24 protein-coding genes are annotated in these 25640 nt (G+C 33.4%); all 24 read left to right on the forward strand.

Annotated elements, in window-relative coordinates:
- Positions 1 to 2: 2 nt before the first annotated feature.
- The 24 genes from hag (at position 3) to secA (ending at position 25589) form a co-directional block, all read left to right on the forward strand.
- Positions 3 to 815, forward strand: coding sequence for a flagellin Hag (gene hag, locus LBYS11_RS03215; RefSeq protein ID WP_103117462.1), 813 nt, complete (start codon positions 3 to 5; stop codon positions 813 to 815).
- Positions 816 to 899: 84 nt separating this feature from the next.
- The gene (locus LBYS11_RS03220; protein ID WP_103117463.1) at positions 900 to 2591 is read left to right on the forward strand and encodes a motility associated factor glycosyltransferase family protein; all 1692 of its coding nucleotides are present in this window, start codon (positions 900 to 902) and stop codon (positions 2589 to 2591) included.
- Positions 2591 to 2935 carry a DUF8042 domain-containing protein gene (locus LBYS11_RS03225; protein WP_103117464.1) on the forward strand — a complete coding sequence of 115 codons (345 nt, stop codon included), beginning with the start codon at positions 2591 to 2593 and terminating at the stop codon, positions 2933 to 2935. The genes LBYS11_RS03220 and LBYS11_RS03225 overlap by 1 nt, the downstream gene beginning before the upstream one ends.
- A gap of 1 nt (position 2936) precedes the next feature.
- Positions 2937 to 4136 carry a motility associated factor glycosyltransferase family protein gene (locus LBYS11_RS03230; RefSeq protein WP_103117465.1) on the forward strand — a complete coding sequence of 400 codons (1200 nt, stop codon included), beginning with the start codon at positions 2937 to 2939 and terminating at the stop codon, positions 4134 to 4136.
- Positions 4133 to 5131 carry an NAD-dependent 4,6-dehydratase LegB gene (locus tag LBYS11_RS03235; RefSeq protein ID WP_103117466.1) on the forward strand — a complete coding sequence of 333 codons (999 nt, stop codon included), beginning with the start codon at positions 4133 to 4135 and terminating at the stop codon, positions 5129 to 5131. Before LBYS11_RS03230 ends, LBYS11_RS03235 begins: the two co-directional genes overlap by 4 nt.
- On the forward strand, positions 5128 to 6282 hold the full coding sequence (locus tag LBYS11_RS03240; RefSeq protein WP_103117467.1) for a LegC family aminotransferase: 1155 nt from the start codon (positions 5128 to 5130) through the stop codon (positions 6280 to 6282). The genes LBYS11_RS03235 and LBYS11_RS03240 overlap by 4 nt, the downstream gene beginning before the upstream one ends.
- A 1-nt stretch (position 6283) precedes the next feature.
- Complete coding sequence (gene neuC, locus LBYS11_RS03245) at positions 6284 to 7411, forward strand: UDP-N-acetylglucosamine 2-epimerase (RefSeq protein ID WP_103117468.1); 1128 nt, start codon at positions 6284 to 6286, stop codon at positions 7409 to 7411.
- Complete coding sequence (gene neuB / locus LBYS11_RS03250; protein ID WP_103117469.1) at positions 7408 to 8487, forward strand: N-acetylneuraminate synthase; 1080 nt, start codon at positions 7408 to 7410, stop codon at positions 8485 to 8487. Before neuC ends, neuB begins: the two co-directional genes overlap by 4 nt.
- Entirely contained in the window at positions 8480 to 9103 is a 624-nt protein-coding gene (locus LBYS11_RS03255; protein WP_103117470.1) for an acetyltransferase, read from the forward strand. Before neuB ends, LBYS11_RS03255 begins: the two co-directional genes overlap by 8 nt.
- Before the next feature lie 5 nt (positions 9104 to 9108).
- Positions 9109 to 10152, forward strand: a complete 1044-nt coding sequence (locus tag LBYS11_RS03260) for a nucleotidyltransferase family protein (protein WP_103117471.1) — start codon at positions 9109 to 9111, stop codon at positions 10150 to 10152.
- A 27-nt stretch (positions 10153 to 10179) separates the two neighbouring features.
- Positions 10180 to 10866, forward strand: a complete 687-nt coding sequence (locus LBYS11_RS03265; RefSeq protein ID WP_233732408.1) for an acylneuraminate cytidylyltransferase family protein — start codon at positions 10180 to 10182, stop codon at positions 10864 to 10866.
- Positions 10867 to 10872: 6 nt separating this feature from the next.
- Positions 10873 to 11658 carry an SDR family oxidoreductase gene (locus LBYS11_RS03270; RefSeq protein WP_103117473.1) on the forward strand — a complete coding sequence of 262 codons (786 nt, stop codon included), beginning with the start codon at positions 10873 to 10875 and terminating at the stop codon, positions 11656 to 11658.
- Entirely contained in the window at positions 11652 to 12593 is a 942-nt protein-coding gene (locus LBYS11_RS03275) for a Gfo/Idh/MocA family oxidoreductase (RefSeq protein WP_103117474.1), read from the forward strand. Before LBYS11_RS03270 ends, LBYS11_RS03275 begins: the two co-directional genes overlap by 7 nt.
- A 4-nt stretch (positions 12594 to 12597) precedes the next feature.
- Positions 12598 to 13422 carry an SDR family oxidoreductase gene (locus tag LBYS11_RS03280; protein ID WP_103117475.1) on the forward strand — a complete coding sequence of 275 codons (825 nt, stop codon included), beginning with the start codon at positions 12598 to 12600 and terminating at the stop codon, positions 13420 to 13422.
- A 91-nt stretch (positions 13423 to 13513) separates the two neighbouring features.
- Complete coding sequence (locus LBYS11_RS03285; RefSeq protein WP_103117476.1) at positions 13514 to 15286, forward strand: Rieske 2Fe-2S domain-containing protein; 1773 nt, start codon at positions 13514 to 13516, stop codon at positions 15284 to 15286.
- A 10-nt stretch (positions 15287 to 15296) separates the two neighbouring features.
- Complete coding sequence (locus LBYS11_RS03290; protein ID WP_103117477.1) at positions 15297 to 16733, forward strand: alkaline phosphatase family protein; 1437 nt, start codon at positions 15297 to 15299, stop codon at positions 16731 to 16733.
- A 309-nt stretch (positions 16734 to 17042) separates the two neighbouring features.
- Positions 17043 to 17708: a class I SAM-dependent methyltransferase gene (locus LBYS11_RS03295; RefSeq protein WP_103117478.1), complete on the forward strand. Its 666-nt coding sequence runs from the start codon at positions 17043 to 17045 to the stop codon at positions 17706 to 17708.
- Positions 17709 to 17953: 245 nt separating this feature from the next.
- On the forward strand, positions 17954 to 18331 hold the full coding sequence (locus tag LBYS11_RS03300; protein WP_103117479.1) for a flagellar protein FlaG: 378 nt from the start codon (positions 17954 to 17956) through the stop codon (positions 18329 to 18331).
- A gap of 21 nt (positions 18332 to 18352) precedes the next feature.
- Entirely contained in the window at positions 18353 to 20716 is a 2364-nt protein-coding gene (gene fliD / locus LBYS11_RS03305) for a flagellar filament capping protein FliD (protein WP_103117480.1), read from the forward strand.
- A gap of 39 nt (positions 20717 to 20755) precedes the next feature.
- The gene (locus LBYS11_RS03310) at positions 20756 to 21115 is read left to right on the forward strand and encodes a flagellar protein FliT (protein WP_103117481.1); all 360 of its coding nucleotides are present in this window, start codon (positions 20756 to 20758) and stop codon (positions 21113 to 21115) included.
- A gap of 202 nt (positions 21116 to 21317) precedes the next feature.
- The gene (fliS, locus tag LBYS11_RS03315) at positions 21318 to 21728 is read left to right on the forward strand and encodes a flagellar export chaperone FliS (RefSeq protein WP_004227541.1); all 411 of its coding nucleotides are present in this window, start codon (positions 21318 to 21320) and stop codon (positions 21726 to 21728) included.
- Positions 21729 to 21909: 181 nt separating this feature from the next.
- Positions 21910 to 22293, forward strand: a complete 384-nt coding sequence (locus tag LBYS11_RS03320; RefSeq protein ID WP_048392058.1) for a PilZ domain-containing protein — start codon at positions 21910 to 21912, stop codon at positions 22291 to 22293.
- A gap of 89 nt (positions 22294 to 22382) precedes the next feature.
- On the forward strand, positions 22383 to 22934 hold the full coding sequence (hpf, locus tag LBYS11_RS03325; protein ID WP_004227537.1) for a ribosome hibernation-promoting factor, HPF/YfiA family: 552 nt from the start codon (positions 22383 to 22385) through the stop codon (positions 22932 to 22934).
- A 144-nt stretch (positions 22935 to 23078) separates the two neighbouring features.
- Entirely contained in the window at positions 23079 to 25589 is a 2511-nt protein-coding gene (gene secA / locus LBYS11_RS03330) for a preprotein translocase subunit SecA (protein ID WP_054549768.1), read from the forward strand.
- Positions 25590 to 25640: the final 51 nt, after the last annotated feature.

Genomic DNA, 25640 nt, shown 5'->3' on the forward strand with positions numbered 1-25640 from the left:
AAATGAGAATTCAACACAACATTTCTGCTTTAAACACACACCGTAACCTAGCTTTTAACAACACTGAAGCTTCAAAAAACCTTGAGAAGTTATCTTCTGGTTACAAAATCAACCGTGCTGGTGATGATGCTGCTGGTTTAGCAATCTCTGAAAAAATGCGCGGACAAATCCGTGGTCTTGATATGGCAACTAAAAACGCTCAAGACTCAATCTCTTTAATCCAAACTGCTGAGGGTGCACTTAACGAAACACACTCTATCCTACAACGTATGCGTGAATTAGCAGTTCAATCTGCAAACGATACAAACGTATCTTCAGATCGTACAGCGTTACAGGATGAAATTGATGCACTTGCTACTGAAATCACTCGTATTTCAACAGATACTGAATTTAACACGCAAAAGCTTTTAAATGGATCATTTAAATCTAAAGTATTCCATATTGGGGCTAACTCAGGTCAAAATTTGAAAATTACAATTGGTAATATGGGTGCGACATCATTAGGTGTAGCATCAATTGATATTACTAAACAATCAAGTGCAGATGCTGCAATTACAACAATTAATACTGCATTAGAAACTGTCTCAACACAACGTTCTAAATTAGGTGCTGTCCAAAATCGTTTAGAGCACACAATTAATAACTTAGGTGCAACATCTGAAAACTTAACAGCTGCTGAATCACGTATCCGTGATACAGATATGGCGAAAGAAATGATGGGCTTCACTAAGAATAATATCTTAATGCAAGCTGCACAATCTATGCTAGCTCAAGCAAACCAACAGCCACAAGGTGTTCTACAATTATTACAATAATTTTTTAAAAGAAAAAGTCCTTTTTTAAAGGGCTTTTTCTTTATTTTTTGATATAAAAGTCGATATAAGAAAAGAGGTGACAACATGAGCGAAATTATAAATTACATAGTATCAAAAACTGGAATTAACACTGTGGAAGTAAACGGATATTTACTGCATAGTAAATATGATCCTATCAAAGAAGCAGATCGAATTGTCGAAAAAGAATTTAAAGAAAACTTTGTACATATTTTATTTGGTAATGGTTTAGGCTATATTTCAAACGCATTAAAAGCAAAATTAAAGGATAAAGGTGAATTACTTATAGTAGAGCCTTTTAAAGAGTTTTTAGGATCTAAAAATGAAGATATTCTTTTTATTGAACAAAGAGAGGATATTAACAATAAAATAAACTATTTATTACATGATAATAGACGAGACATAAAAGTTATTTGTAGCCCTAATTATGATAAAATTGCTCCGGAAGCATATAAAGAGTTATTAAAAAATATTAAAGATATACAAAGTTTAAATATAATTGAAGAAAACACATTAAGATTAGCAAGTGAAAATTGGCAAGAAAATTATATAAAAAACTTATTGTATGCCTCACAGGATGCTTCGATAAGCGAATTGTACAGGGCTTATAATTGCCCTGTTATAATAGCATCTGGTGGTCCGTCATTAACAAAGCAACTACCACTATTAAAAAAAATCAAAAATAGTGTTATTTTAATTGCTTCAGGCTCCACTATTAATTCTTTATTGAAAGAAAATATTGAACCTGATTATATTGTTACAATTGACGGGTCAGAGGCTAATTATAAACATTTTAACCAAATAACATCACATAAAGCATCTCTATTATATAGTCTAAGTAGTAATTATAAAATTCAACATGAGTATAAAGGGAAAAGATATGCGTTTCTACCTCTTGTCAATAATCAAGTTGAGAAACGAATAAAAGAAGAGTTAAATTTAACGTTACCACATATTGCAGGGGGAGGTTCAGTTTCAACCTTTGCTTTTACAATTGCAATGTATATAACAACAGGACCTATTGCCTTAATCGGACAAGATTTAGCCTATACCGAAAATTTAACACATGCTAATAATAATAAAAATCAAAAATCCGTTGATGATTCTTATTTTAAAAAACGAAATGCTTTTCAAGTAGAAGGATACTTCGATGACTTAGTTATGACAGATTATGTTTTTTATTCAATGAAGAATTCTTTTGAACAAATACACAAAAAAATTAAGCATTCAGCATCGATTTTTAATTGTACAGAAGGGGGGGTTAAAATAAAGGGTTTCAAACAAATATCTTTTAAGAATTTCGCAGATAATTATGTAGAAGCAAATGATATTTTTAAAGTTAATTCAGAAAAATCAACAAGTAAAGAGCGGTTAAATAGTCTTTTTATGATGCTAAATGATGAAATAAAGAAATATGAACAATTAGAATCTTTATGTTCAGAAGCAATTATTACACTAAAAAAGGATAAAAATAAATTAATTTTTAGTAATAATACATTAAAAAAATTAGATAAAATTGATAATAAAAGTAAGGAAATTTTAAATGATGTTCTTATGAATGATATTATTAAACCAATCACGATGGATGTAATGAGGAGTTTTAAAGAAAAAGAAAATGAAACCCCAAAAGAAAAGTTTGAGCGCAGTTATAATCAAAACATGTTGCTATATTCACAGTTGTTAAAAGCTACGAAAATATCTAAAAAATTTACATTGGAAGCAGTTTCTACAATTAAAACTGAAATAGGTGAATTATAATGAATGAAGTATTCGACGTAATAGAAAGTTATAATGAATACATTGTGAGAATACCCCAGGGAGCAATTTATATTGCTAATTGTTTACGAGAAGATAAACTAAATGAAGCACTCTTAACAATTAAAGATTTCTCAGAAGGAGTTATTTGGTTATCCGATGCTTCTAATTTACTTGAAAAGAATAATATAGACGTTAGTTTAAGTATTGGGGAAATTCACAATTTTTTAAATGAAATTAATGAAGGGCTAGAAAAGCACGATTTTTTGTTAGTTGCTGACTTATTTGAATACGAAATTGCTCCATTCTTTAAAGAATTGAAGATGATTGAAGGAATGAATCAGTAAAGTGCGGTGGGAAGTAACTGTATCCAAAAGTGGTGAAAATACACTTCTTTTAAATGGGATTCAAATTTATAGCCAATATCGACCAGTAGAAGGAGCAAAGCGGTTTATACAAGCTGAGTACGACTCTAATGCTGGTAGCTATTTGTTGATTGGGCTAGGGCTAGGACATCATCTACAAGCATTATTAGAATGTGTAAACGGAAAAGAAATAATTGTTTACTATTTTTCAGAAAGTGAATTACAACTATTTAAAAAGTATAATGTGACTAACTGGTGGAAAAAGAAAAACATACATCTAGTAAATAAAATAAACTCATTATCTCTAAATAATGATGTGCAAATAATACTGCCTAATGTTTGGTTAAAAGCTATTGGACAAGAACATCCATTATTTTCAATTCTTGAGGTCATTAAAATTCAACAGATTTCCTATAAAAGGAATAGAGAACTGCTAAGAGAGAACTTTAATAAAAATATAATGCTAGGTGATTTTACAATTCAAACAAAAAAACAAACAAAAATTGCATGTTTAGTAGCAGCAGGACCATCATTAAATGAGACTGTTTTTTGGTTGAAAAAATATCAAAATGACATAGATATATATGTAGTAAGTACAGCATTAAAAACTTTGCTTGCTCATGATGTATATCCAAAAGCTGTAGTAATATCTGATGCTAATGAAATAACATTACAACATTTTGAAAAAACAGGCTATAAAGGACAATTATATTATTTATGTACAGCGAATTATCAAAGTATAATTCATCATAAAGGTCCTCGTTACATTTTATATCAAAAAGGGTATGAATTAGCGGAGAAACATGTAAAAAACGTGCCTCTAATTGATACGGGAGGTTCTGTAGGTACTGTAACCTTTAGCTTAGTAGAGCAACTAGGTTATGAAAAGATTGTATTATTCGGACAAGATTTGGGGTTTTATGGACAACATACACATGCCAATTTCGCTACTTCTAATAGATTTTTCACTAATGAATTTTCTGTTAGAGAAGAACAAGCAAATGATGGTAGTATCATTTATACTAGACCAATGTTTCAAGTTTTTAAGCACTGGTACGATCAAAAGATGACTACGACAAAATTAAAAGTATTTAATACAGCCAGAAAAGGTGCAAAGATAAAAAATGTTCCTCTTATAGATGAACTACAATTTCAGCATTTAGTAAATGGAGATAATTTATGAAAAAAATTTTAGTAACCGGAGCAGATGGCTTTATCGGCTCACATTTAACCGAAACATTAGTACGACAAGGCTATGATGTTCGTGCATTTGTTTACTACAATTCATTTAATTCATGGGGCTGGTTAGATCAGTCTTCAACGGAAATTAAATCATCATTGGATGTGTTTGCTGGAGATATTCGTGATCCGTATGGTGTGAAAGAAGCTATGAAAGGCTGTACGCATGTCCTTAACTTAGCAGCACTAATTGCAATTCCGTATTCCTACCACTCACCTGCAACTTATGTAGATACAAATGTGACAGGGACGTTAAACGTAGTACAAGCAGCGAAAGAGTTAGGCGTAGAAAAGGTAGTACATACATCTACAAGTGAAGTATATGGAACGGCATTATATGTACCAATCGATGAAGAGCATCCGTTACAAGGACAATCACCTTATTCTGCATCAAAAATAGGCGCTGATCAAATGGCATTGTCATTTTATCGTTCATTTGATACACCTGTATCTGTTATTCGTCCGTTTAATACATATGGACCTCGCCAATCTGCTCGCGCGGTTATCCCGACAATTATTAGTCAGTTAGCAAATGGCAAAAAGAATATTAAACTTGGAGCTATAAGTCCTACACGTGATTTTAACTATGTAAAAGATACTGTTAATGGTTTTATAACTGTAATGAATTCTGCTAATTCAATCGGTGAAGTCATTAATATCGGATCAAATTACGAAGTTTCTATTGGTGAAACTGCGCAAATGATTGCAGAAATTATGGGTGTAGATTTAACAATCGAAACTGATGAGCAACGTCTACGTCCTGAAAAAAGTGAAGTGGAACGTCTTTGGGCAGAGAACAAAAAGGCGAAGGAACTACTTGGATGGGAACCACAATATGGTGGTAAAGAGGGCTTCCATAGAGGACTTGAAGAAACAATAGAATGGTTTACAAATCCTAAGAACTTATCTCAATATAAGGCAGATGTTTATAATATATGAATAATCAATGGGTTGAATTTTCAGATAATGTAAAGCGGTATTACGGAAAAGACTTTGTACCTTTACATGAGCCTACATTCAATGAAAAAGAAGTAGAATATGTGACGGATTGTATCAAAACAGGTTGGGTTTCCTCAGTTGGAGCTTATGTCAATCGTTTAGAGGAAGACCTCGCTAAATTTGTCGGCGTTAAACGTGCTGTTGCTGTTGTAAATGGTACTGCTGCATTACATATTGCATTAAAAGTTGCGGGGGTAAAAGCGGAAGACGAAGTGTTAATGCCTTCCCTTACTTTTATTGCAACAGCCAATGCTGTGTCATATTTGGGGGCAGTACCTCATTTTATTGATGTATCCTTTCATACTTTAGGTGTGGATGCAGATAAATTACAAATCTACCTAGAGCAAATTGGAACAACAAAAAACAACCAGCTTTATAATAGAGAGACAGGAAGACGTATATCTGCGCTTGTACCAATGCACACATTCGGTCATGCGGTTGATATAGAAGGTTTGCTTAAAGTATGTGATATGTATAATGTTACGCTTGTGGAAGATGCAGCAGAATCATTGGGTACTTATTATAAAGGAAAACATACGGGTAGCTTTGGAAAAGTAAGTGCCATTAGCTTTAACGGCAATAAAATTATGACAACGGGCGGTGGCGGTGCGATTGTAACAGATGACGATGCGATAGCTGATTATGCAAAACATTTAACAACGACAGCTAAAATTCCACATAGTTGGGCGTATGAGCACGATGAAATTGGATTTAATTACCGCATGCCGAATTTAAATGCAGCATTAGGTTGTGCGCAGTTAGAAAAAATGCCAACGTTTATTCAACAAAAACGAGAATTAACAAAACACTATGAGCGATGGCTAAGTAATTTAGAAGGCGTCCATTTATTTAAAGAGCCTGCAAATACTAGAAGCAATTATTGGTTACAAACTATTCTCCTAGATGAACAGATTAATCGTGATGAGGTATTGAGTTTTTTAAATGAGCGAGGTGTAATGAGCCGTCCGATTTGGAAACCGATGCACCATTTAGCAATTTATCAAAACTGTCCGAAATCCGATTTAAATGTGACAGAACAGTTGAATAGAAGCGTTGTCAATATTCCTAGCACACCAATAAGTGAGGGATAACATGAAACGTAAAATTTGTATTGTGACTGGTACTAGAGCCGAGTACGGTTTACTATTCAATCTTGCTAAGAAGTTACAACAAGATGAAGAATTTGATTTGCAGATGGTTGTAACGGGCATGCATTTATCTCCAGAATTTGGAAGCACTTATAAAGAAATTGAGAATGATGGTTTTTTTATTAATGAAAAGATAGAAATTCTTTTATCTGCTGACTCATCTACTGGCATTGTGAAATCGATTGGACTTGCCGCAATTAGTTTTGCGGATGCATTTAATCGTTTACAACCAGATTTACTGATCATTTTAGGTGATCGGTTTGAAATGCTAGCAGCTGCTCAAACAGCACTTATTATGCAAATCCCTATTGCCCATATACATGGTGGGGAATGTACTTTTGGTGCGTATGATGATGCGATTCGTCATTCCATTACAAAAATGGCTAACTGGCACTTTACAAGTACAGAATCTCATCGTAAACGTGTTATTCAATTGGGCGAATCTCCAGAACGTGTCTTTAATGTCGGAGCACTTGGCATAGAAAATATTGTGAGTTTAAATCTAATGACGCGTAAGGAACTATTTCAAAATCTTCAACTGGATGAGCAACATCCTATGTTTTTAATTACTTATCATCCTGAAACGAATGGTCATATTAATGGAATCTATGAATTATTAAAGACATTGGAACATTATTCTGATGTTAATTTAGTATTTACAAAATCAAATGCTGATAATGGTGGAAGGTTAATTAATGAAGCTATTCAACAATTCATATTAAAACATAAAAATGCTAAAATATTCGATTCACTTGGTCAATTAAAGTACTTAAGTGCAGTGAAGAATGCGGATGTTGTCATTGGGAATTCTTCGAGTGGATTAATAGAAGTTCCTTATTTAGAGACTCCTACTGTTAATTGTGGAAACCGTCAGGAAGGGCGAGAGCATCCCAATTCAGTATTTAATACAAATATGGATGCTGATAATATTTATCAGACGATTGAAGTGGCTAGAAAGTTTAGCAATAAGTATGAACATATATTTGGTGATGGCAAAGTATCGGAAAAAATAATGACAGTATTACGCAGCTTACCTTCATTTTCTATTCAAAAGGGGTTTTATGATTTATGAACAAAAAAACATATATCATCGCTGAAGCAGGTGTCAATCATAATGGGTCATTAAAAATGGCAAAAGAGCTTGTGATGGTCGCAAAAGAAGCAGGAGCTGACGCGGTAAAATTTCAAACATTTAAAGCTGAAAACTTAGTAACAAAGCAAGCACTGCAAGCTGCTTATCAAGTTGAAAATTTAGGTGAGGCTTCATCTCAATTTGCGATGTTGAAGAAATTAGAATTAACTTATGAGGAATTTATTGAACTGCAAGCATTTTGTCAATCAGAGCAAATAGAATTTCTTTCGACACCTTTTGACTTTGAAAGTGTCGATTTTTTGCTAGATGAACTTGCTATTGCAACGGCTAAAATCCCTTCAGGTGAATTAACCAACGCACCATTTATTCATTATATAGCCACAAAACAAAAACCAATAATTTTATCTACTGGAATGGCAACTGTCGAAGAGTTACATGAGGCATTAGCATTTATAGCTTATGGTTTAGTAAAATCAAAGGAACCTGTAACGATAGAGCGTGTAAATAACTTTTATACGACTGAAGAAGCGAAAGAAGCGTTAAAAAATTATGTTACTTTGTTACATTGTACAACGCAATATCCGGCGCCAGTTGATTCCATTAATTTAAAAGCAATGATTGAAATGGAAAGAAACTTTCAACTACCGATTGGCTTATCAGACCATTCAGAAGGAATCCATATTCCATTAGTAGCAGTAGGTATGGGAGCAACTGTATTAGAGAAACATTTTACGTTAGATAAAACGTTAGAAGGGCCAGATCATATAGCCTCTTTAAATCCTGATGAACTTTATTCCATGATAAAAGGAATTAGAGAAGTAGAACAGGCATTAGGAGATGGCATAAAAAGTCCCACACCTATAGAACTTCAAAATCGCATTCCAGCACGGAAAAGCATAGTTGCTAAACAAACGATACAAGCTGGTGAAAAATTCTCTGTTAGCAATTTAACTGTAAAAAGACCTGGAGATGGTATGCAACCATCTAAATATTGGTCTCTTATCGGTGAAACTGCATCAAGATCATATGAAGAGGATGAGCTAATTAATGAATAAGCCGATTATTATGATTGGGAATGGTGGACATGCTTCCGTATTAACTGAAATGTTATTGGCACAGAAGGAAACGATTATCGGATTTACTGTACCTACTGCAGAAGAGAATGCTTTTGGTTTAACTTATTTAGGATCAGATGAGGTAATAGAAAAATATAGTCCATCTGACATTGAACTAGTGCTCGCCATAGGAACAATTAAGCCATCACCATTACGAGAAAAAATATTTACAAAGTTTACGCAAAAAAAGTATCGTTTTAAATCTGTCATTCATCCTTCAGCCATTATTGCTCCTTCCGTTCAATTAGGACAAGGAGTTCAAATAATGGCTGGTGCTATTATTCAAACTAATGCGAAAATTGCCGATAATAATATTATAAACACTGGTTCATTGATTGACCATGATTGTAGGATTGAGTCTCACGTACATATTGCACCAGGAACTAAAATCTCAGGCAATGTCCATATCCGAAAAGGAACTCATATAGGTATAGGAGCAACAATTTTACAGGGGATTGAGATAGGGGAAAGCTGTTTAATTGGTGCGGGTGCTGTGGTCCTCAAAAATATAGCCAATCATATGAAAGCAATTGGTGTACCTGCTAAGGAAGTGTGACTTATATGAAACAAATGGAAAAAATTATTGTTAATCAGAAGCAAACATTATTAGATACTATGAGGATTATTGATAAATCTTCTTTACAGTTTGCGGTAGTAGTAGATGAAGAGCAACGATTACTTGGTACTGTTACAGACGGTGATATTCGTCGCGGTATTTTACGAGGAGAAGGTCTAGAGGTACCAATAACTTCTATAATGAATGCTACCCCAATTAGTTTGAAATTTGGACAAAAAACATATAAATATAAGCAATTTATGCATTTGAAAAAACTAAAGCAGTTACCGATAGTCGATGAATCAAATAAAATTGTAGATGTGTTGTTTATGGATAAGCTAAATGTATCCCCAAATAAAAATAAAGTAGTTTTAATGCTTGGTGGTTTAGGTACTAGGTTACGTCCCCTGACAAATGATATTCCTAAACCGATGTTAAAAATAGGGAATAAACCTATTTTAGAAAATATCATTGAAGGATTTAAACAATATGGATATACAAATTTTATTTTTTCCGTAAACTATAGAAAGGAAGTCATACAGAATTATTTTCAAAATGGTGAAGCTTTCGATGTACAGATTGAGTATATTGAAGAAGAAAAAAGAATGGGAACTGCAGGTGCGCTATCTTTACTTAAACACAGATTAAAAGAACCATTTTTTGTAATGAATGGGGATTTACTTACCCAGATAAATTTTGAACAACTTATGGATTTTCATATAGAGCAACAATCTATTGCAACGATGTGTGTAAGAGAATATGAGTTTCAAATTCCATATGGCGTTATTGAAACTTTAGATACGCAATTAGTGAGCATAAAAGAAAAACCTCTTCATCGAAGTTTTGTAAATGCAGGAATCTATGTGTTAAGTCCTGAAACGTTGAATTACATTCCTAGTGATGAATTTTATGACATGCCAACACTATTTGAGAAATTAATTGATATAGAGAAGAAAACATCAGTCTTCCCTATTCATGAATATTGGATAGATATAGGTCAGATAGAAGATTTTAATAGAGCGAAAAGTTATTATAGTGAAAAGAGATGAAGAAAGATGGTAGGGGAAGAAAAAGTAATGGCTTTAATACCAGCAAGAGGCGGAAGTAAATCTATTCCTCGTAAAAATATTGTTAATCTTTACGGTAAGCCACTTATAGCTTGGACAATCGAGACTGCTTTAAATACTCCTGAAATTGATAAAGTAATTGTTTCTACAGATGATTTAGAAATTGCTAAAGTAGCTTCTGAGTATGGAGCTGAGGTGCAAATGCGCCCAACAGAACTAGCTACCGACACTTCTCTAGTCATTGATACTATGCATTACGTAATAAATGAATTACATCAAGAACAAGACTATTACACATACATCGTATTATTAGAAGCTACTGCACCTTTTAGAACAGTAGAAGATATAAGTAATTGTATAAAAAAAATATATGAAGAATCGCTTGATTCTGTAGCAACATTTAAAGAAGCAGAGTTAAATCCTAATAGAGCATGGAAAATAAAGGATGGTGTTCCAGCTTCGTTTATTGATGGAGTTATCCCATGGTTACCTCGCCAACAGTTACCAGAAGCATATCAGCTAAACGGAGCAGTTTATGTAACAAAAATAGAGGCATTGTTAAAATCAAAGAGAGAAATTATGATAGGGAAAATCGGAGCTGTAACTATGCCTAAAGAACGTTCAATAGATATAGATGATAAGATTGATCTTTTAGTAGCAGAATTATTATTAAAAAACAATTTGAAAAGTAGGTAAGTGTTTATGAGTATTTTATTAAAGGAACTATTTGATTTATCAGGGAAAACAGCCTTAATTACCGGCGGAGCAGGTTATTTAGGAACAGAAATGTGTGAAGCTTTAGCTGAACAAGGAGCTAACATTTATATTGCCAGTAGAGATGTGAATAAATGCCGAATTTTAGCTGATAAATTAGTTGCTAAATATCCAAATCAAAATTTCAGTGCGATGAAATTAGATTTAATGAATAAAAATTCGATTGCAGAGACAGTTAGTAAAATTGATAAATTAGACATTTTAATCAATAATGCTTGGTCCGGAAATAAAAATTCTTTTGAATCAATTTCAAATGAGGATTGGGAATATGATATTGATATGAGTCTAAATTCAGTTTTTAGACTTGTAAAAGCAACACAACATTTATTAAAGCAATCTCAAGGCGTTATTTTAAATACTGCTTCAATGTATGGTCATGTAGCACCAGATTATAGAATGTATAATAACGAGAAATATACAAATCCTCCAAGTTATGGGGCAGCTAAAGCAGCAGTAATACAGTTTAGTAAGTATTTATCTAGCTTTTTAGCTCCTTATCATATTCGAGTAAACTGCATTAGCCCTGGCCCATTTCCTTTTCCAGAAACACAAAAAGATGAGGAGTTTATACGCCGACTAGGGGAAAAAAATCCAATGAACCGTATTGGTCAACCTTATGAGCTTAAAGGTGTAGTGGCATTATTATGCTCTGATGCATCCTCATATATTACGGGACAAAATATTTGTGTAGATGGTGGCTGGGGAGTATGGTGAAAAAAATAGGATTAATTGGCTTAACTGAAAATAACGGACATCCATATTCTTGGGGATCTATTATTAACGGGTATAACGATAACGCATTAAGTGATGCAAATTGGGATGTTATTTATAACTATGTTAAAAAGAGGGACATCTCTGAATTGGGTTTTCCCAACGTTAAAATTACTCATGTATGGACTCAAGATGATGCTATTAGCAATAAATTAGCAAATGCGATTTGCGCAGACATTGTTGTTGAAAATTATACCGATATGATCGGAGAAGTTGATGCAGTAATCATTGCTCGAGATGATTATGAACAACATTTAGTAATGGCTAAACCATTTTTAGAAGCAGGAATGAAAGTTTTAATAGATAAGCCTTTAACAATGGAAATGTCAGAGTTATTGTTTTTTAAAGAATACCTTTATAAAGGACAATTAATGTCAGTTGCAGGATTAAGATTTGCAATGGAGCTTGATGAGATAAGAGCCAATATTAACACGTTTGGTAAACTAAAAGTGATTCAATCATCAGTTATCAACGAATGGGAAAAATATGGTATACATATTATAGACGGGGTTTTAGGATTAATAGATGAAAAGCCAAAATCGATTGAATATATTCCTAGCAATGCTGAAATATATATAGTTACCTTTGATAGTGGATTAGTCTGGACAATTAATATACTTGGAAATACACAAAAAACTTTTAATATAGAAGTTTGGGGAGAATCGAAAAGATCTAGCGTCGAAATTGAAGATAATTTTTCTATGTTTAGACGAATGCTTTATAGATTTGTAAAGTTAATAGATGAAAATGAAATACTTTATAATCCTGAAAATACTTTGATATCAATTGCACTATTAATAGCCGGAAAGCAATCGCGTCAAGAGAATAGAAAAATTACATTGGATGAGCTTTATCATTGCTTAGGAATAGAAGGGTAATATAATGAAAAAAGAATTTAAAAAGCTTTTTGATTTGCAAGGTAAAAATGCTATTGTAACAGGCGGTGCAGGGATTTTAGGTAGCCATTTTTGTATGGGGCTAGCTGATGCTGGTGCAAATGTAGCAGTAGTAGATATAAATATTGAAAAGGCTAATGAACTTGCAAGTATAATCGAAAAAGATTATGGAGTAAAAGCACTAGCTTTTTATTGCGACTTGACATCTGAACAATCGGTAAAAGAAATGGTTAATCAGGTTGTTACTGAGTTTCAGACAATTGATATACTTCATAATAATGCGGCGGGAAAATCTAATGACTTAGAGGCGTTTTTTGCTCCCTTTGAAGATTATGATTTGAACCAATGGAAAGAAATAATGAGTACGAATTTAGATGGTATGTTCCTTGTTGCTAAATACGTAGGGAAAGTAATGAAGGAACAAAAAAATGGAGGCTCTATCATTCAAACTGCTTCTATTTACGGCGTAGTTGCTCCAGATAATCGTATTTATGAAGGCTCTTTTTATTTAGATCGCCAAATTAATACTCCAGCTATTTACTCAGCATCAAAAGGAGGCGTAGTTGCATTAAGCAAATATCTTTCTACCTATTGGGCAAAAGATAAAATACGTGTAAATACAATAACCCCTGGTGGAGTGGAAAGTGGACAAAACGAAATTTTTAAACAAAAATATTCAAATCGTATCCCTTTAGGCAGAATGGCACAAGCCGAAGAAATGGTGGGAGCGTTAATCTATTTAGCTTCAGATGCTTCGAGTTATGTAACTGGACATAATATTATAGTTGATGGCGGCTTAAGTGCTTGGTAATTTCATTAAAAATGTTTTTTTTAGAATAATATAATTTTAGTTGCTAAAATGTAAATACTATAGTAATTGAATTAAAAAAGAGGGTGAAATAATGCTTAAGTTAGGATCAATTGATGAATTTAAATCAAAAATCAATGAGGTATCTATAAAAAACGAGAAGTATTATTTAATAAATGAAGATAGTACTTTTAAATTATTATCTCGAAAATGTCCGCATCAAGGAACGTATGTAACATACTGTGATAATAAATTTATTTGTCCAGCACATGGTTGGAAATTTGGATTAGAGGGTAACTGCGAAAATGTGGTAAATAAACAGCTTACTAATTATAAAGTACTTGAACAAAATGGAGAGTTGTTTGTAAGTATAGATAGTAAGGCACATATACAGACTCAGAAAAGGTTTAAAGCAGACCCAACTTTTAAGCTTTACTCACATGCAAGTTTAGAAATTGAATATAACGGGTTCAATTTATTATGTGATCCATGGTTAGATGGACCAGCTTTTATGGGGGCGTGGTTACAGTATCCTCCTAGCTCTATCAGTGCCAAGCACCTAAATCCACATGCGATTTGGATTTCACATGAACACTCCGATCATTTTCATGAACCTACTTTAAGAAAAATAAATAAACTTACACCTGTATATATTCCTGCTTTTCCTAATAAACGAATGGAAGATAAATTAAGAAATTTAGGTTTTTTAAAAGTTATAAGTATGCCTTTTGGAGTTCCAATTAAGTTGAATGAAGACATAACAATTACAGTTTATGAGCCTGCTAGCTTATGGAATGATGCGATGGTGCTGTTTGAAATTGGAGATATGCGCTTCCTAAATTTAAATGATGCAGGTATTAACCATGATTTAGCTTCAAAAATAGGTCCAGTACATATTATTGCGACTAGTTTTTCACCAGGTGCATCAGGTTATCCATTAACTTGGAGTAATATGGATGATGAAAGAAAAGTGGATATTTTAAAAAATAGTAAAAAAGGTATTCTTATTATGTTAGAACAAGCAATGAAGATTTACGGGGCGCAGTATTTATTACCTTTTGCTAGTCATTTTGTTTTATGGCACGAATCACATGAAGATTATAAGACAAAGTTATTGCAAAATAAAAATAATGTTCAAGATGTAGTTGACTATTTTGTTAATACAGATATTAACGTTGTAGATATTTTACCTGGCGGCGTATGGTATCCATTACGAAATAAAATTAATAATATTTCGATTCCTACTGTAGAAGAAGCTATTAAGAAAGCAAGAAGAGAAACCTACTTTAGTAAGGTTCACCCTGATATGAATAGTATAATAAGCAAAGTAGAATTAGAGCATTATTTCTTGAATCTGAATAATATTCCAGAAATGATTTTTTGTGAAGATCTTACTTGTTTGATAAATATAAAGAAAAACGATGAGATTAAATTTAAACTTTTATTTGAAATAAAAAATGGTGAATTAAAAATTATTGAAAAAGTAGAAATGCCTAATCTAACAATGACAATTCCTGAAAATATATTGAAATTTATAGTTGAGAATAATGAATCGTGGGATGAGGCTACAATAGGATATTGGTGCGAGTTTAGCAGAGATCCAGATATATACCATGCAGATTTTTGGAGAATTTTACAAGCGCCTTATTATAAAAAGAATCCTCAAATTATCGGCTATGATAACGTCTCAATTGCTGAATTATTAGAACAAAAAGGTGAGCAAGCAGAGAGAGTTTTAAGTAGGTACGGTATGCACTGTATAGGCTGCTCTGGCTCTATTTCTGAAACAATACAGCAAGGTGCTCGAGCCCATGGCATAGAGGAAAATAAGATTATTAGACTAATTCAAGAATTGAATAGAATATAGGTGAATAAGTATGGAATTATTAGTAATAGGTATTGATGGTGTTTCTCCCAATTTATTATTTGATTATATTGAAGATTATCCTAATTTGAAGAAGTTGTATGAAGATGGTTCTGGGGGCTCATATAATGGATATGTTTATGGATATGGGTCACATGATAACTGGATTTCAATGTATACCGGTGTATCCCCGAAAGTACACGGGACTATAAAAGGACTGTACAATGGAAAAAAGTATCCGAAACCAGAATATTATTGTAATAAAAAACCTTTGTGGGAAATTTTGAACTATAATGGTTACAGCGTGGGATTTTGGAAGGGTCTAGCTACAACACCTCCTGTTAAGATAGATGGTTTTATGGTTAGTGGTGAAGCTGTATCTGAACATAAAGAAGTAAAAGAAGATTATATGAGTTTCAACCCTATAGTTTGTGAAAAAGATTTAAATATTATAAGTAATTATTACGGTGACATTTCAAATATTCCTTATCCAAAGACACCTGAACAGTTAGGAACTAGTTGGGAAGAATTGTTTGAAAACCCGAATATAATTGAAAATTATTTAACACCTGACTATTTTAAAGAAGGTTTAGAGTATTTTAAAGAAGTATTACATAATTCGTATATTAATATCGAAAACGCTTTCCAAAAAAAACCAACTGATGTATTTTGGTTTTATGATTTGACTTTTGACTATATAGGTCATTTTCAAATGCATGATGAAAACCATGAAATTATGAGAAAAGCACTTATTTATGTAGATGAATTTGTTGGGAAATTAGTAAAATTAATGTCACCTAAAAATATTTTATTTCTTTCAGATCATGGACAGCGGGCAATTGTGGATTTTTTTCCAAATTGTTCAAAAGAAGTGAGAAAAAATGCATTTGGTCTTTCTGATAATTGTGTTATTACAGAAAATCATATTATTATGAAAGGCAGAAATCCTGGCTTTTTATCTGCATTACATGACCTAAAAGGGGTAATGATTTGGTCTGGCGAAAAAATTTTAAAGGGGATAGAAACTGATGAAATGAGAACATTAGATGTATATCCTACAATATTAGAATTATTAAATATTACTATACCTAAAGATAGGGAAGGCTATATTATTCCTTTGGTAAACAAGGACATAGTAAATAAAAGTTATGAATATCCAAAAAAACCAAATGTAAAAAAGGTTCTATTTATCCAAACGATTCCCGTAAATGAATTTAATGGTTTTTTAAATGAATATTATTATGAGAATCGATTTACGCAAATAGATGTTGCTATTGATATTCGTTATGAACAAGTATTTAAAGTCAATTATCAAGTGAATGAAATTATTAACGTTGATAATCTAATGTCAGTAGATTATTCAAAGTATGATAAAGTTTTTGCGATTTTATCAGATAAAAGTCAAAAATATCAAATCATTATACATGAAAATGCAAGCTATGGTTTGTAAATGATTTTAGTTGTTGTTAAATAAAACTAATCTAAATTAATTTTAAAATCAGGTTAATAAAATAAACACTACTGAATCGTTTAAAAAAGCTCCATTTTTTTTTTTTTTTGAGAATTTATTTTATAAATAGTATTATCTCCTCTATTGCTAGTAAAAAAAGAGCTTTTAATAGAAAAGAGGATATCACTGTAACTAACAGTGATATCCTCTTTTCTAAGATAACATTTGAAAGTATATTTTCTCAAGCTCGACCATAGGATGACAACTATCAAAGCAAGAAATTACAGATAAAGAGAATGGAGAATTTTAATGAGTTACATAAATAAACAATATTGGGAAGAATTTTATAAAGATAGAGTTGATTTAACTGAATCATCAACCTTCAGTGAGTTTATATTAAAGAAAAAAGAAAAGAATCTTAAAAATACAATTCTTGTTGATTTAGGATGTGGAACTGGGAAAGATACTTTTTATTTTGCTAAAAATGGTTTTGAAGTAATTGGCATTGATGGTTCTGAAGAAGTGATTAAAATCAATAATAATATAATGAATAAACATTTTGTTACTAATAACAATATATATTTTGCCTGTGTTGATTTAAGTGATATTAATGAAGTTCAAAAATTAATGAACAAATTTAATGAAATTTCGATAACACAAGGAAAAAGAATTTTATTTTATACTAGGTTTTTCTTACATGCTATTTCAGAGGAAACTGAAAATTTAATTTTAGAAAGTATTCTTAATAATATTCAAATGCCATGTGAAATAGTAGCGGAGTTTAGAACTAAAGAAGATGAGGAGTTAGACAAAGTTTTTGATGATCATTATAGAAGATATATAGATACAGATATGCTTCTTACCAAATTAATAAAACTTGGATTTTCAATTGAAGAATTTTCAAAAGGAAGAGGATATTCTATTTATAAAAATGAAAATCCATATTTAGCAAGAATTATTTTTAATAAGAACTAGGCAATATAGTTAAGGATTAATAGTACTCAAAGATACTATATTGATTTAATTAAGCAATATAATGGTATTGGTAAATATGTTTAAATAGCTTCTTGATTAATGATTTTCATTAACAAGAAGCTATTATTTTGATCATTTTAGAATTCGTCCAAATGAATTGTTAAAAAAGTGAAAAATACAGAATTTTTGCCGATACTATACAAAGAATTAATCGCTTGTAATAGATTCAAGGAGGAAGAAAAAACATGCGTATTTCAGCAAACTCTAATGTAGATACAATGACTGAAATGAAGACTACTTCAACTACTAAAAATGCAGTTGAGCAAGTAGTAAAGCAAGGAAGCAATACTACCAACATCTCTAAAGAGCAGTTGAAACCAATGGATAATAGTGAAGAAACAAAGGTGAAAGTCCAAGAAGCGGTTAAAGCTTTAAACGAAATGTTAGAAGTAACTCATAATGCATCGAAGTTTATGTATCACGAAGGATTAGAGCGTTATTACGTAACTGTGGTGAATAAAGATACAGAAGAAGTAGTAAAGGAAATTCCACCAAGAAAGTTGTTAGATGCATTTTATGAAATGAAAAAAATGCTTGGAATGATTATTGATGAAAAAATTTAAAATATTTAAGGAGGATTTAAAATGGTAATGAGAATTGGGGGCTTAGCCTCAGGTATGGATATTGATAGTCTAGTAGAAAAGTTAATGCAGGCGGAGCGTATGCCTCTAAATAAAGCTTTCCAACAAAAGCAAACGTTACAGTGGCAACGTGATTCGTACCGAAGTGTAAATGCCAAACTAAAAACATTTGATACATTTTTATTTGATAAAATGATTCTTTCAGGCAAAATGAATCAAAAAACTGCAACCTCTTCCAATGAAAGTTTAGTATCGGTAAAAGCAAATCCAGGTGCAACGGGCAATATTACAATTGGAGGTGTTTCCCAACTAGCTTCTGCAGCACAAGCTGTAGGTAGTCAGACTAAATTCAATGGTAGCTCAAAGTTAAATGAGTTAGAGCTAAGTGATCCAAACCTAAAATCGATTTCTATTAAATCAATTGGTGCTGATGGCCGTTTAGCGTCAGAAGCAACAAAAATAGAATTTAATGGAGATATGACAATAAATGATTTAGTGAAAAAAATTAATAGTAGTGGTGCAGGAGTCACAGCATTATTTGAAGGTGGAAAACTTTCTCTAAGTGCTAAAAATACGGGCAGTGAAAAAAGTGGCCAAGGTGAAATTGTTGTTACAGAAGGCTTAGAAGTCTTTAATAAGCTAGGATTTTCAACGGCTGATAATAAGCTTGCTAGTAATGGTAAAAATGCAATGTTTGAAGTGAATGGTATTTTAACAGAACGTTCATCTAATACTTTTACAATATCTGGTTATGAAATGACTTTGAAGCAAACGTTTAACGCAGGAACAGTGGCTGCTGGTCAAAAAACTGCTACAGAAACCGAATACAATAACGCGGTTGCAGCTCAACCACAGCTCAATCAAAACTATATTAATGCGATAAAACAGTATTTTAATGTAGATATTACAGATTTGGGAAATTTTGATGAAAAAAATTATACGAGTCAATTTAAACTTAATGCAGAAACAGCATATAAGACAGCATTTGCTAAGCCAACTTTAACAGATGATCAACAAGCTCTTTTCAATGGATTTAGTAATAAAAAAGCGTTAGCTAAATTAACAAATGATGATATTACAACAATTCAGACGAAGACATTAGAAGAATTAAAAGAAGATGATCGTTTTAAAAGTTTTAATGAGGCTGACTTAAAAAGTTTAAAAGAAAATGTTACTGATATTTCTGCTATTCGCGAACGTGCTATTGTAGACACTAGTGAACAAGCCTATAAAACAGTGAGCAAATCATTAATTGCAGATGATACTATAGTTAACTTTTTTAAAGATAATAAAGGAAAAAGCCTTAGCGAATTAAAACAAGCAATTAACAGTGAAACAGACGAAGATTTAAAGAAAAAGTTAAAAGGTATTTCTGATAGTAATCTCACATCTTTAAAAGACTTAGCAGAGATGGAATCTATTAATGGTGGCACACCTCAAGCAGCTAATCGATTAGAAGAACTTTCAACAATAGCAAAGAATCAAGTAGAATATGAGGCTGAATTAAAACAATTTAATGCGGCTAAACAAGCTTACCAAGCAGGCAACCAGCGTGTGGCTGATGCAAAACAAGCATGGGATAATGCTCAAAAAGTCAATGTACCAACAGGTGATACTACTGTAGCTCCTGTTACAATGCAAGCTTCTACCAATACAAGTGCCGCAAAAGAACAAATCAAGGAGTTTGTTGAAAAATATAATGAAATGATTGATGAGTTCAATAAGTTACTTAAAGAAACTAAATACCGCAATTATGCTCCACTTACTGATGAACAACGTAAAGAAATGTCTGAAAGCGAACAGAAACTTTGGGATGAAAAAGCAAAAAGTGGTTTATTACGCAGTGATTCAATTTTACGAGATGGTATGTCAAAAATGCGGTCAACATTCTTGGGCTCTGTTGGAGGGCTAGGAGATAAGTTAATGGATTCATTAGCTGAAATTGGTATTACAACTTCAAATGATGTTAAAGAAGGCGGTAAACTAGTCATTAATGAGTCTAAGCTTGATGCTGCATTAGCAAAAGACCCTGACCAAGTTTACAAGTTATTTTCTCAAAATGGAAAAGTGACAGAAACGACGGATGAAAATGGCCGTAAAATAACAGAGGATAGTCGAGGAATTGCATATCGTTTGCGTGATGCAATGAAAGATATGACGGCTAAAATTGAGAAAAAAGCAGGTAAAGAAGGAGCAACAGAACAGACTTATAGTTTAGGTAAGCAAATTGTTAATTCTGACGAACGTATTACTAAATTACAAGCTAAATTAAAGGACATCGAAGCTCGTTACTGGAAACAATTCACAGCTATGGAGCAAGCAATTAATAAAGCTAACTCACAATCAAGTATGTTCATGCAAGGTTAGAGTTCTGGAGGGCATCTAAATAGCAAGATAGGAGAATTTATGCAACTAATAAATCAACTATTGCAAGTATCAGCTAATTTATTCAAACTTTTAGGCGACATCCCAATAGGTGAAAATCGTGATGACTATATAGACAACATCAATACTATGTTGGACAAGCGAGGAGCGATTATCGAAAGTTTGGTTCAGGAAGGTTTTCATTTTGATGAGCAGAACCGAATTCATCGGACATTACTTGAATTAGATAATGGCATTAAAGAACGATTAACATCTGTAATGAGTGCCGTCAAGCAAGACATGGCAAACCTACAAAAAACGAAGAAAAGTGAACAGCAATATTATAATCCTTACTCGAATGTTCGCGTAATGGATGGCATGTATTATGACAAAAAAAATTAATAGTTTATCTTCATTCATCGTGCTGGAAGTTGCTAGCTGAATGAAGATAAAGCATTGGCAGATGTCATCCGATTTTAAAATGAGTGAATTGTGATCATACATTTCAAAATCCAGACAAATTTACGCTGAGACGTAAATAGCTTTTCTTCGGAAAATGGTTTAAACTAGTAAATAAGTAACCTTTCAAAGGAGTTGTCCTTTATTGGCAGCAAATTTAACAGCACAAAACGCGTATAAACAAAATAGTGTGACTACAGCTTCACCTGGCGAATTGACATTAATGCTTTATAATGGATGCTTAAAATTCTTGCATAAGGCGAAACAAGCTATCCAAGATAAAAATATTCAAGAGAAAAATACAAACATTCAAAAAGCTCAGGCGATTATTAGTGAACTGATGTCTACACTCAATATGGATATTGAGATTTCGAAACAAATGCTACCTCTTTATGAATATATGAATCATCGTTTAGTAGAAGCCAACATTCAAAATGATGTAGCCATTATTGAGGAAGTGGAAGGATTGGTGACGGAATTTCGCGATACGTGGAAGGAAGTAATTCGCATTAATCGACAACAGCAATTTGGTCAGGGAAACAGCGGACAAATTTAGACACAATTAGAGACCATCGAAAGAGATGGTCTCTTTTTTGTTAAACCGTTATTATCATGAAATAGTCATAAATTAGGCTATTCAACGGTAAAATATGTTACTTATTCCCTGTGGCTGTTAGTTGGGCATCATGGCATAATCAAAGCAATAAACATGTTTAAAAGAGTACTGGGGTGGGAATATGATTTTTAAGCGTCAAGAAGGTTTCCGATTTAAATTTAAGGAGCCTATACAAATAACTTTTGCTATTTATGAGAATGGGAAGGTCAATCATGGACAAACGGCTATGGCTGACTTGTTGGATATAAGTCCACGTGGATTAAAGATGTTTACGGAAGTGGATTTAGGTATAAACCCTCCTCCATTAGATATCCATTTTGTGCTTGATACACAAGAAGTTCGCGCTTATGGAGAAGTGATTTGGAGTCGTCCATTTGGGAGCGGCAAGCAATACGGCATCTATTTCAATAATCAAGGACCCGTGGAAGATTTGATTGTTGAAGAACTAAAGCTTCGACGAAAAAAGGAAGCAGCAGAAGCGAAAAAACAAAATAATAATTTATAAAAATTTTTGTAAAAAAAGAATGATTTTAGAGGAATTTCACACACTTGTGTAGAAATAGATAGTATAGCAGTTATAAAGGAGGAGTTTACATGTTAAACTTTAACATTCGTGGTGAAAATATTGAGGTAACTCCAGCTATTCGAGAGTATGTTGAGAACAAAATCGATAAAGTTGAACGCTATTTTAACGAAGATGTTAATGCCAACGCTAATGTCAATTTAAAGGTTTACAATGACAAACAAACTAAAGTGGAAGTTACTATTCCAATGAAGAATCTAACTCTTCGTGCTGAAGAGCGTCATAATGATATGTATGCTGCTGTTGATCTAATTGTTGATAAATTAGAGCGTCAGATCCGCAAGCATAAAACAAAAGTAAACCGTAAATTCCGCGAGCGTGAAGGTGCAGGCCTTTATTTTGCTACTACTCAAGCAGCCGCTGATGCTGTGTCAGAGGAAGAAGAATACTCAATTGTTCGTACAAAGCAATTTGATTTAAAACCTATGGATCAAGAAGAGGCAGTTCTACAAATGAATATGCTTGGACATGATTTCTATGTCTTTACAGATGCTGAATCGAACGGCACAAATATTGTATATAAACGTAAAGATGGGAAATATGGCTTAATTGAAACAACTTAAAACTTCATGATGACGAAGGCTCTCGCGATGGCGAGGGCCTTTTTTTGGTATGATAATCATATGTAGCCGGGGTGACAGTTTGCATGAAACTGTTACACAATGGTAAAATGAAAGTTGAATCTATATAGGAAGTGAAAAACATTCATGGCAAACCTATTAAATAAATTATTTGATTTCAATAAACGTGAGCTAAAAAAATTAGAAAAAATCGCTGACCAAGTTGAGAGATTCGCTTCTCAAATGGAACAGCTTTCAGATGATCAACTACAAGCGAAAACAGATGAATTTAAAAAGCGCTATGCTGAGGGTGAGCATTTAGAGTCGATTCGTGCCGAAGCGTTTGCTGTTTGTCGAGAAGCGGCAAAGCGTGTATTAGAGATGTACCCATTCCGCGTTCAAATCATGGGGGCAGCCGCTCTTGATGAGGGGAATATTGCGGAGATGAAAACCGGGGAAGGTAAAACTTTAACAGCGACAATGGCTGTTTATTTAAATGCCATCACTGGTAAAGGTGTACATGTTGTAACAGTCAACGAATACCTAGCGAGTCGTGATGCTGCTGAAATGGGACAACTTTATAATTTCTTAGGCTTATCTGTTGGGCTTAATTTAAATAGCCTTTCAAAAGATGAAAAACGTACTGCTTATGAGGCAGATATTACGTATAGTACAAACAATGAGCTAGGATTTGACTACTTACGTGATAACATGGTGCTTTACAAAGAGGAACGTGTACAACGTCCATTGCACTATGCTGTCATTGATGAGGTGGACTCGATCTTAATTGATGAAGCTCGTACGCCATTAATTATTTCGGGTCAAGCTGGGAAATCAGCACAGCTTTATAAACAGTCTAATGCGTTTGTGCGTATGTTAAATGCAGAGACAGACTATACGTATGAAGAGTCAACAAAAGGTGTTACGTTAACAGATGCAGGTGTGGAAAAGGCAGAAAAAGCATTTGGCATCGATAATCTATTTGATTTGACACATGTTCGTTTAAATCATGCGATCAATCAATCATTAAAGGCGCATGTAAGTATGCATAACGATGTCGATTATGTTGTGCAGGATGGCGAAATTGTGATCGTTGATGGCTTTACTGGTCGTTTGATGAAGGGTCGTCGTTATTCTGATGGCTTACACCAAGCAATTGAAGCTAAAGAAGGCGTTGAGATTCAAAATGAATCGATGACTATGGCGACAATTACCTTCCAAAACTACTTCCGTATGTATCAAAAGCTTGCAGGGATGACAGGTACAGCGAAAACAGAGGAAGAGGAATTCCGTAATATTTACAATATGAATGTTGTCGCTATTCCGACGAATAAACCGATTGCTCGTGATGATCGTGCTGACTTGATTTTTGCAACGATGGAAGGGAAATATAAAGCAGTTGCTGCTGATATCGCAGAGCGTCATAGAGCTGGTCAACCTGTTCTTGTTGGTACAGTTGCTATTGAAACGTCTGAGATTATTTCTAAACTATTGGATAAACATAAAATTCCTCATAATGTATTAAATGCGAAAAATCATGAACGTGAAGCTGAAATCATTGCGAACGCTGGTACAAAGGGTGCAGTGACAATTGCAACAAACATGGCTGGACGTGGTACCGATATTAAACCTGGCGAAGGAGTACTCGAAATTGGCGGTTTAGCGGTAATCGGTACAGAGCGACATGAATCACGTCGTATTGATAATCAGCTTCGTGGACGTTCTGGTCGTCAAGGGAATCCAGGGGTTACACAATTCTACCTATCCTTAGAGGATGATTTAATGCGTCGTTTTGGCTCTGATAATATGAAGTCGATGATGATGCGCTTAGGTATGGATGATTCCCAGCCATTGCAATCTAAAGTTGTGTCGAGAGCTGTAGAATCAGCGCAGAAACGTGTCGAAGGTAATAACTTTGATGCGCGTAAACGCTTATTACAATATGACGATGTACTACGTCAGCAACGTGAGATTATTTATAAAGAGCGTTATGATGTACTAGAAACAGAAAATATGCGTGTGCTTGTTGAGTCTATGATTCAAGAAACAATCGATAATGTTGTTAGCCTGTATACTCAAGGTGAACAGAAGGATTGGAACCTAAAGGCTATTGAAGACTTTGTAGCGGCTAATCTTTTAGAGGAAGGTCAACTTAAAGTATCTGATTTCCAAGGCAAGTCTGCTGAAGATATTAATCAGCTAATCTCTGATGCTGTTCATGTTCGTTATGATGAAAAAGAGGCAGAACTGACACCAGAGCGTATGCGTGAGTTTGAAAAGGTTATTTTATTACGATCAATCGATACAAAATGGATTGATCATATTGATGCAATGGATCAACTACGTCAAGGTATCCATCTGCGTGCTTATGGTCAAAACGATCCACTTCGTGAATATCAACAAGAAGGCTTTGCGATGTTTGAGGATATGGTAGCCTCTATTCGCGAGGATGTTGCGAAATATGCGATGAAAGCAGAAATCCGCAATAATCTGGAGCGTGAAGAGGTGGCAAAGGGGCAGGCTGTTAATCCAAAAGAAGAAGGTGGCGCTGCGCCGAAAAAGCAACCAGTACGTAAAGCTGAAAACATTGGCCGTAATGATTTATGTCCATGTGGTAGCGGCAAGAAATTTAAAAACTGTCATGGCACAGCTCAATAATATCTAGGTGAAAAAATCATTTTAACTACGTGTTGAAATGATTTTTTCTTT

Source organism: Lysinibacillus sp. YS11 (genome assembly GCF_002896375.1).
Taxonomy (GTDB): Bacteria; Bacillota; Bacilli; order Bacillales_A; family Planococcaceae; genus Lysinibacillus; species Lysinibacillus capsici.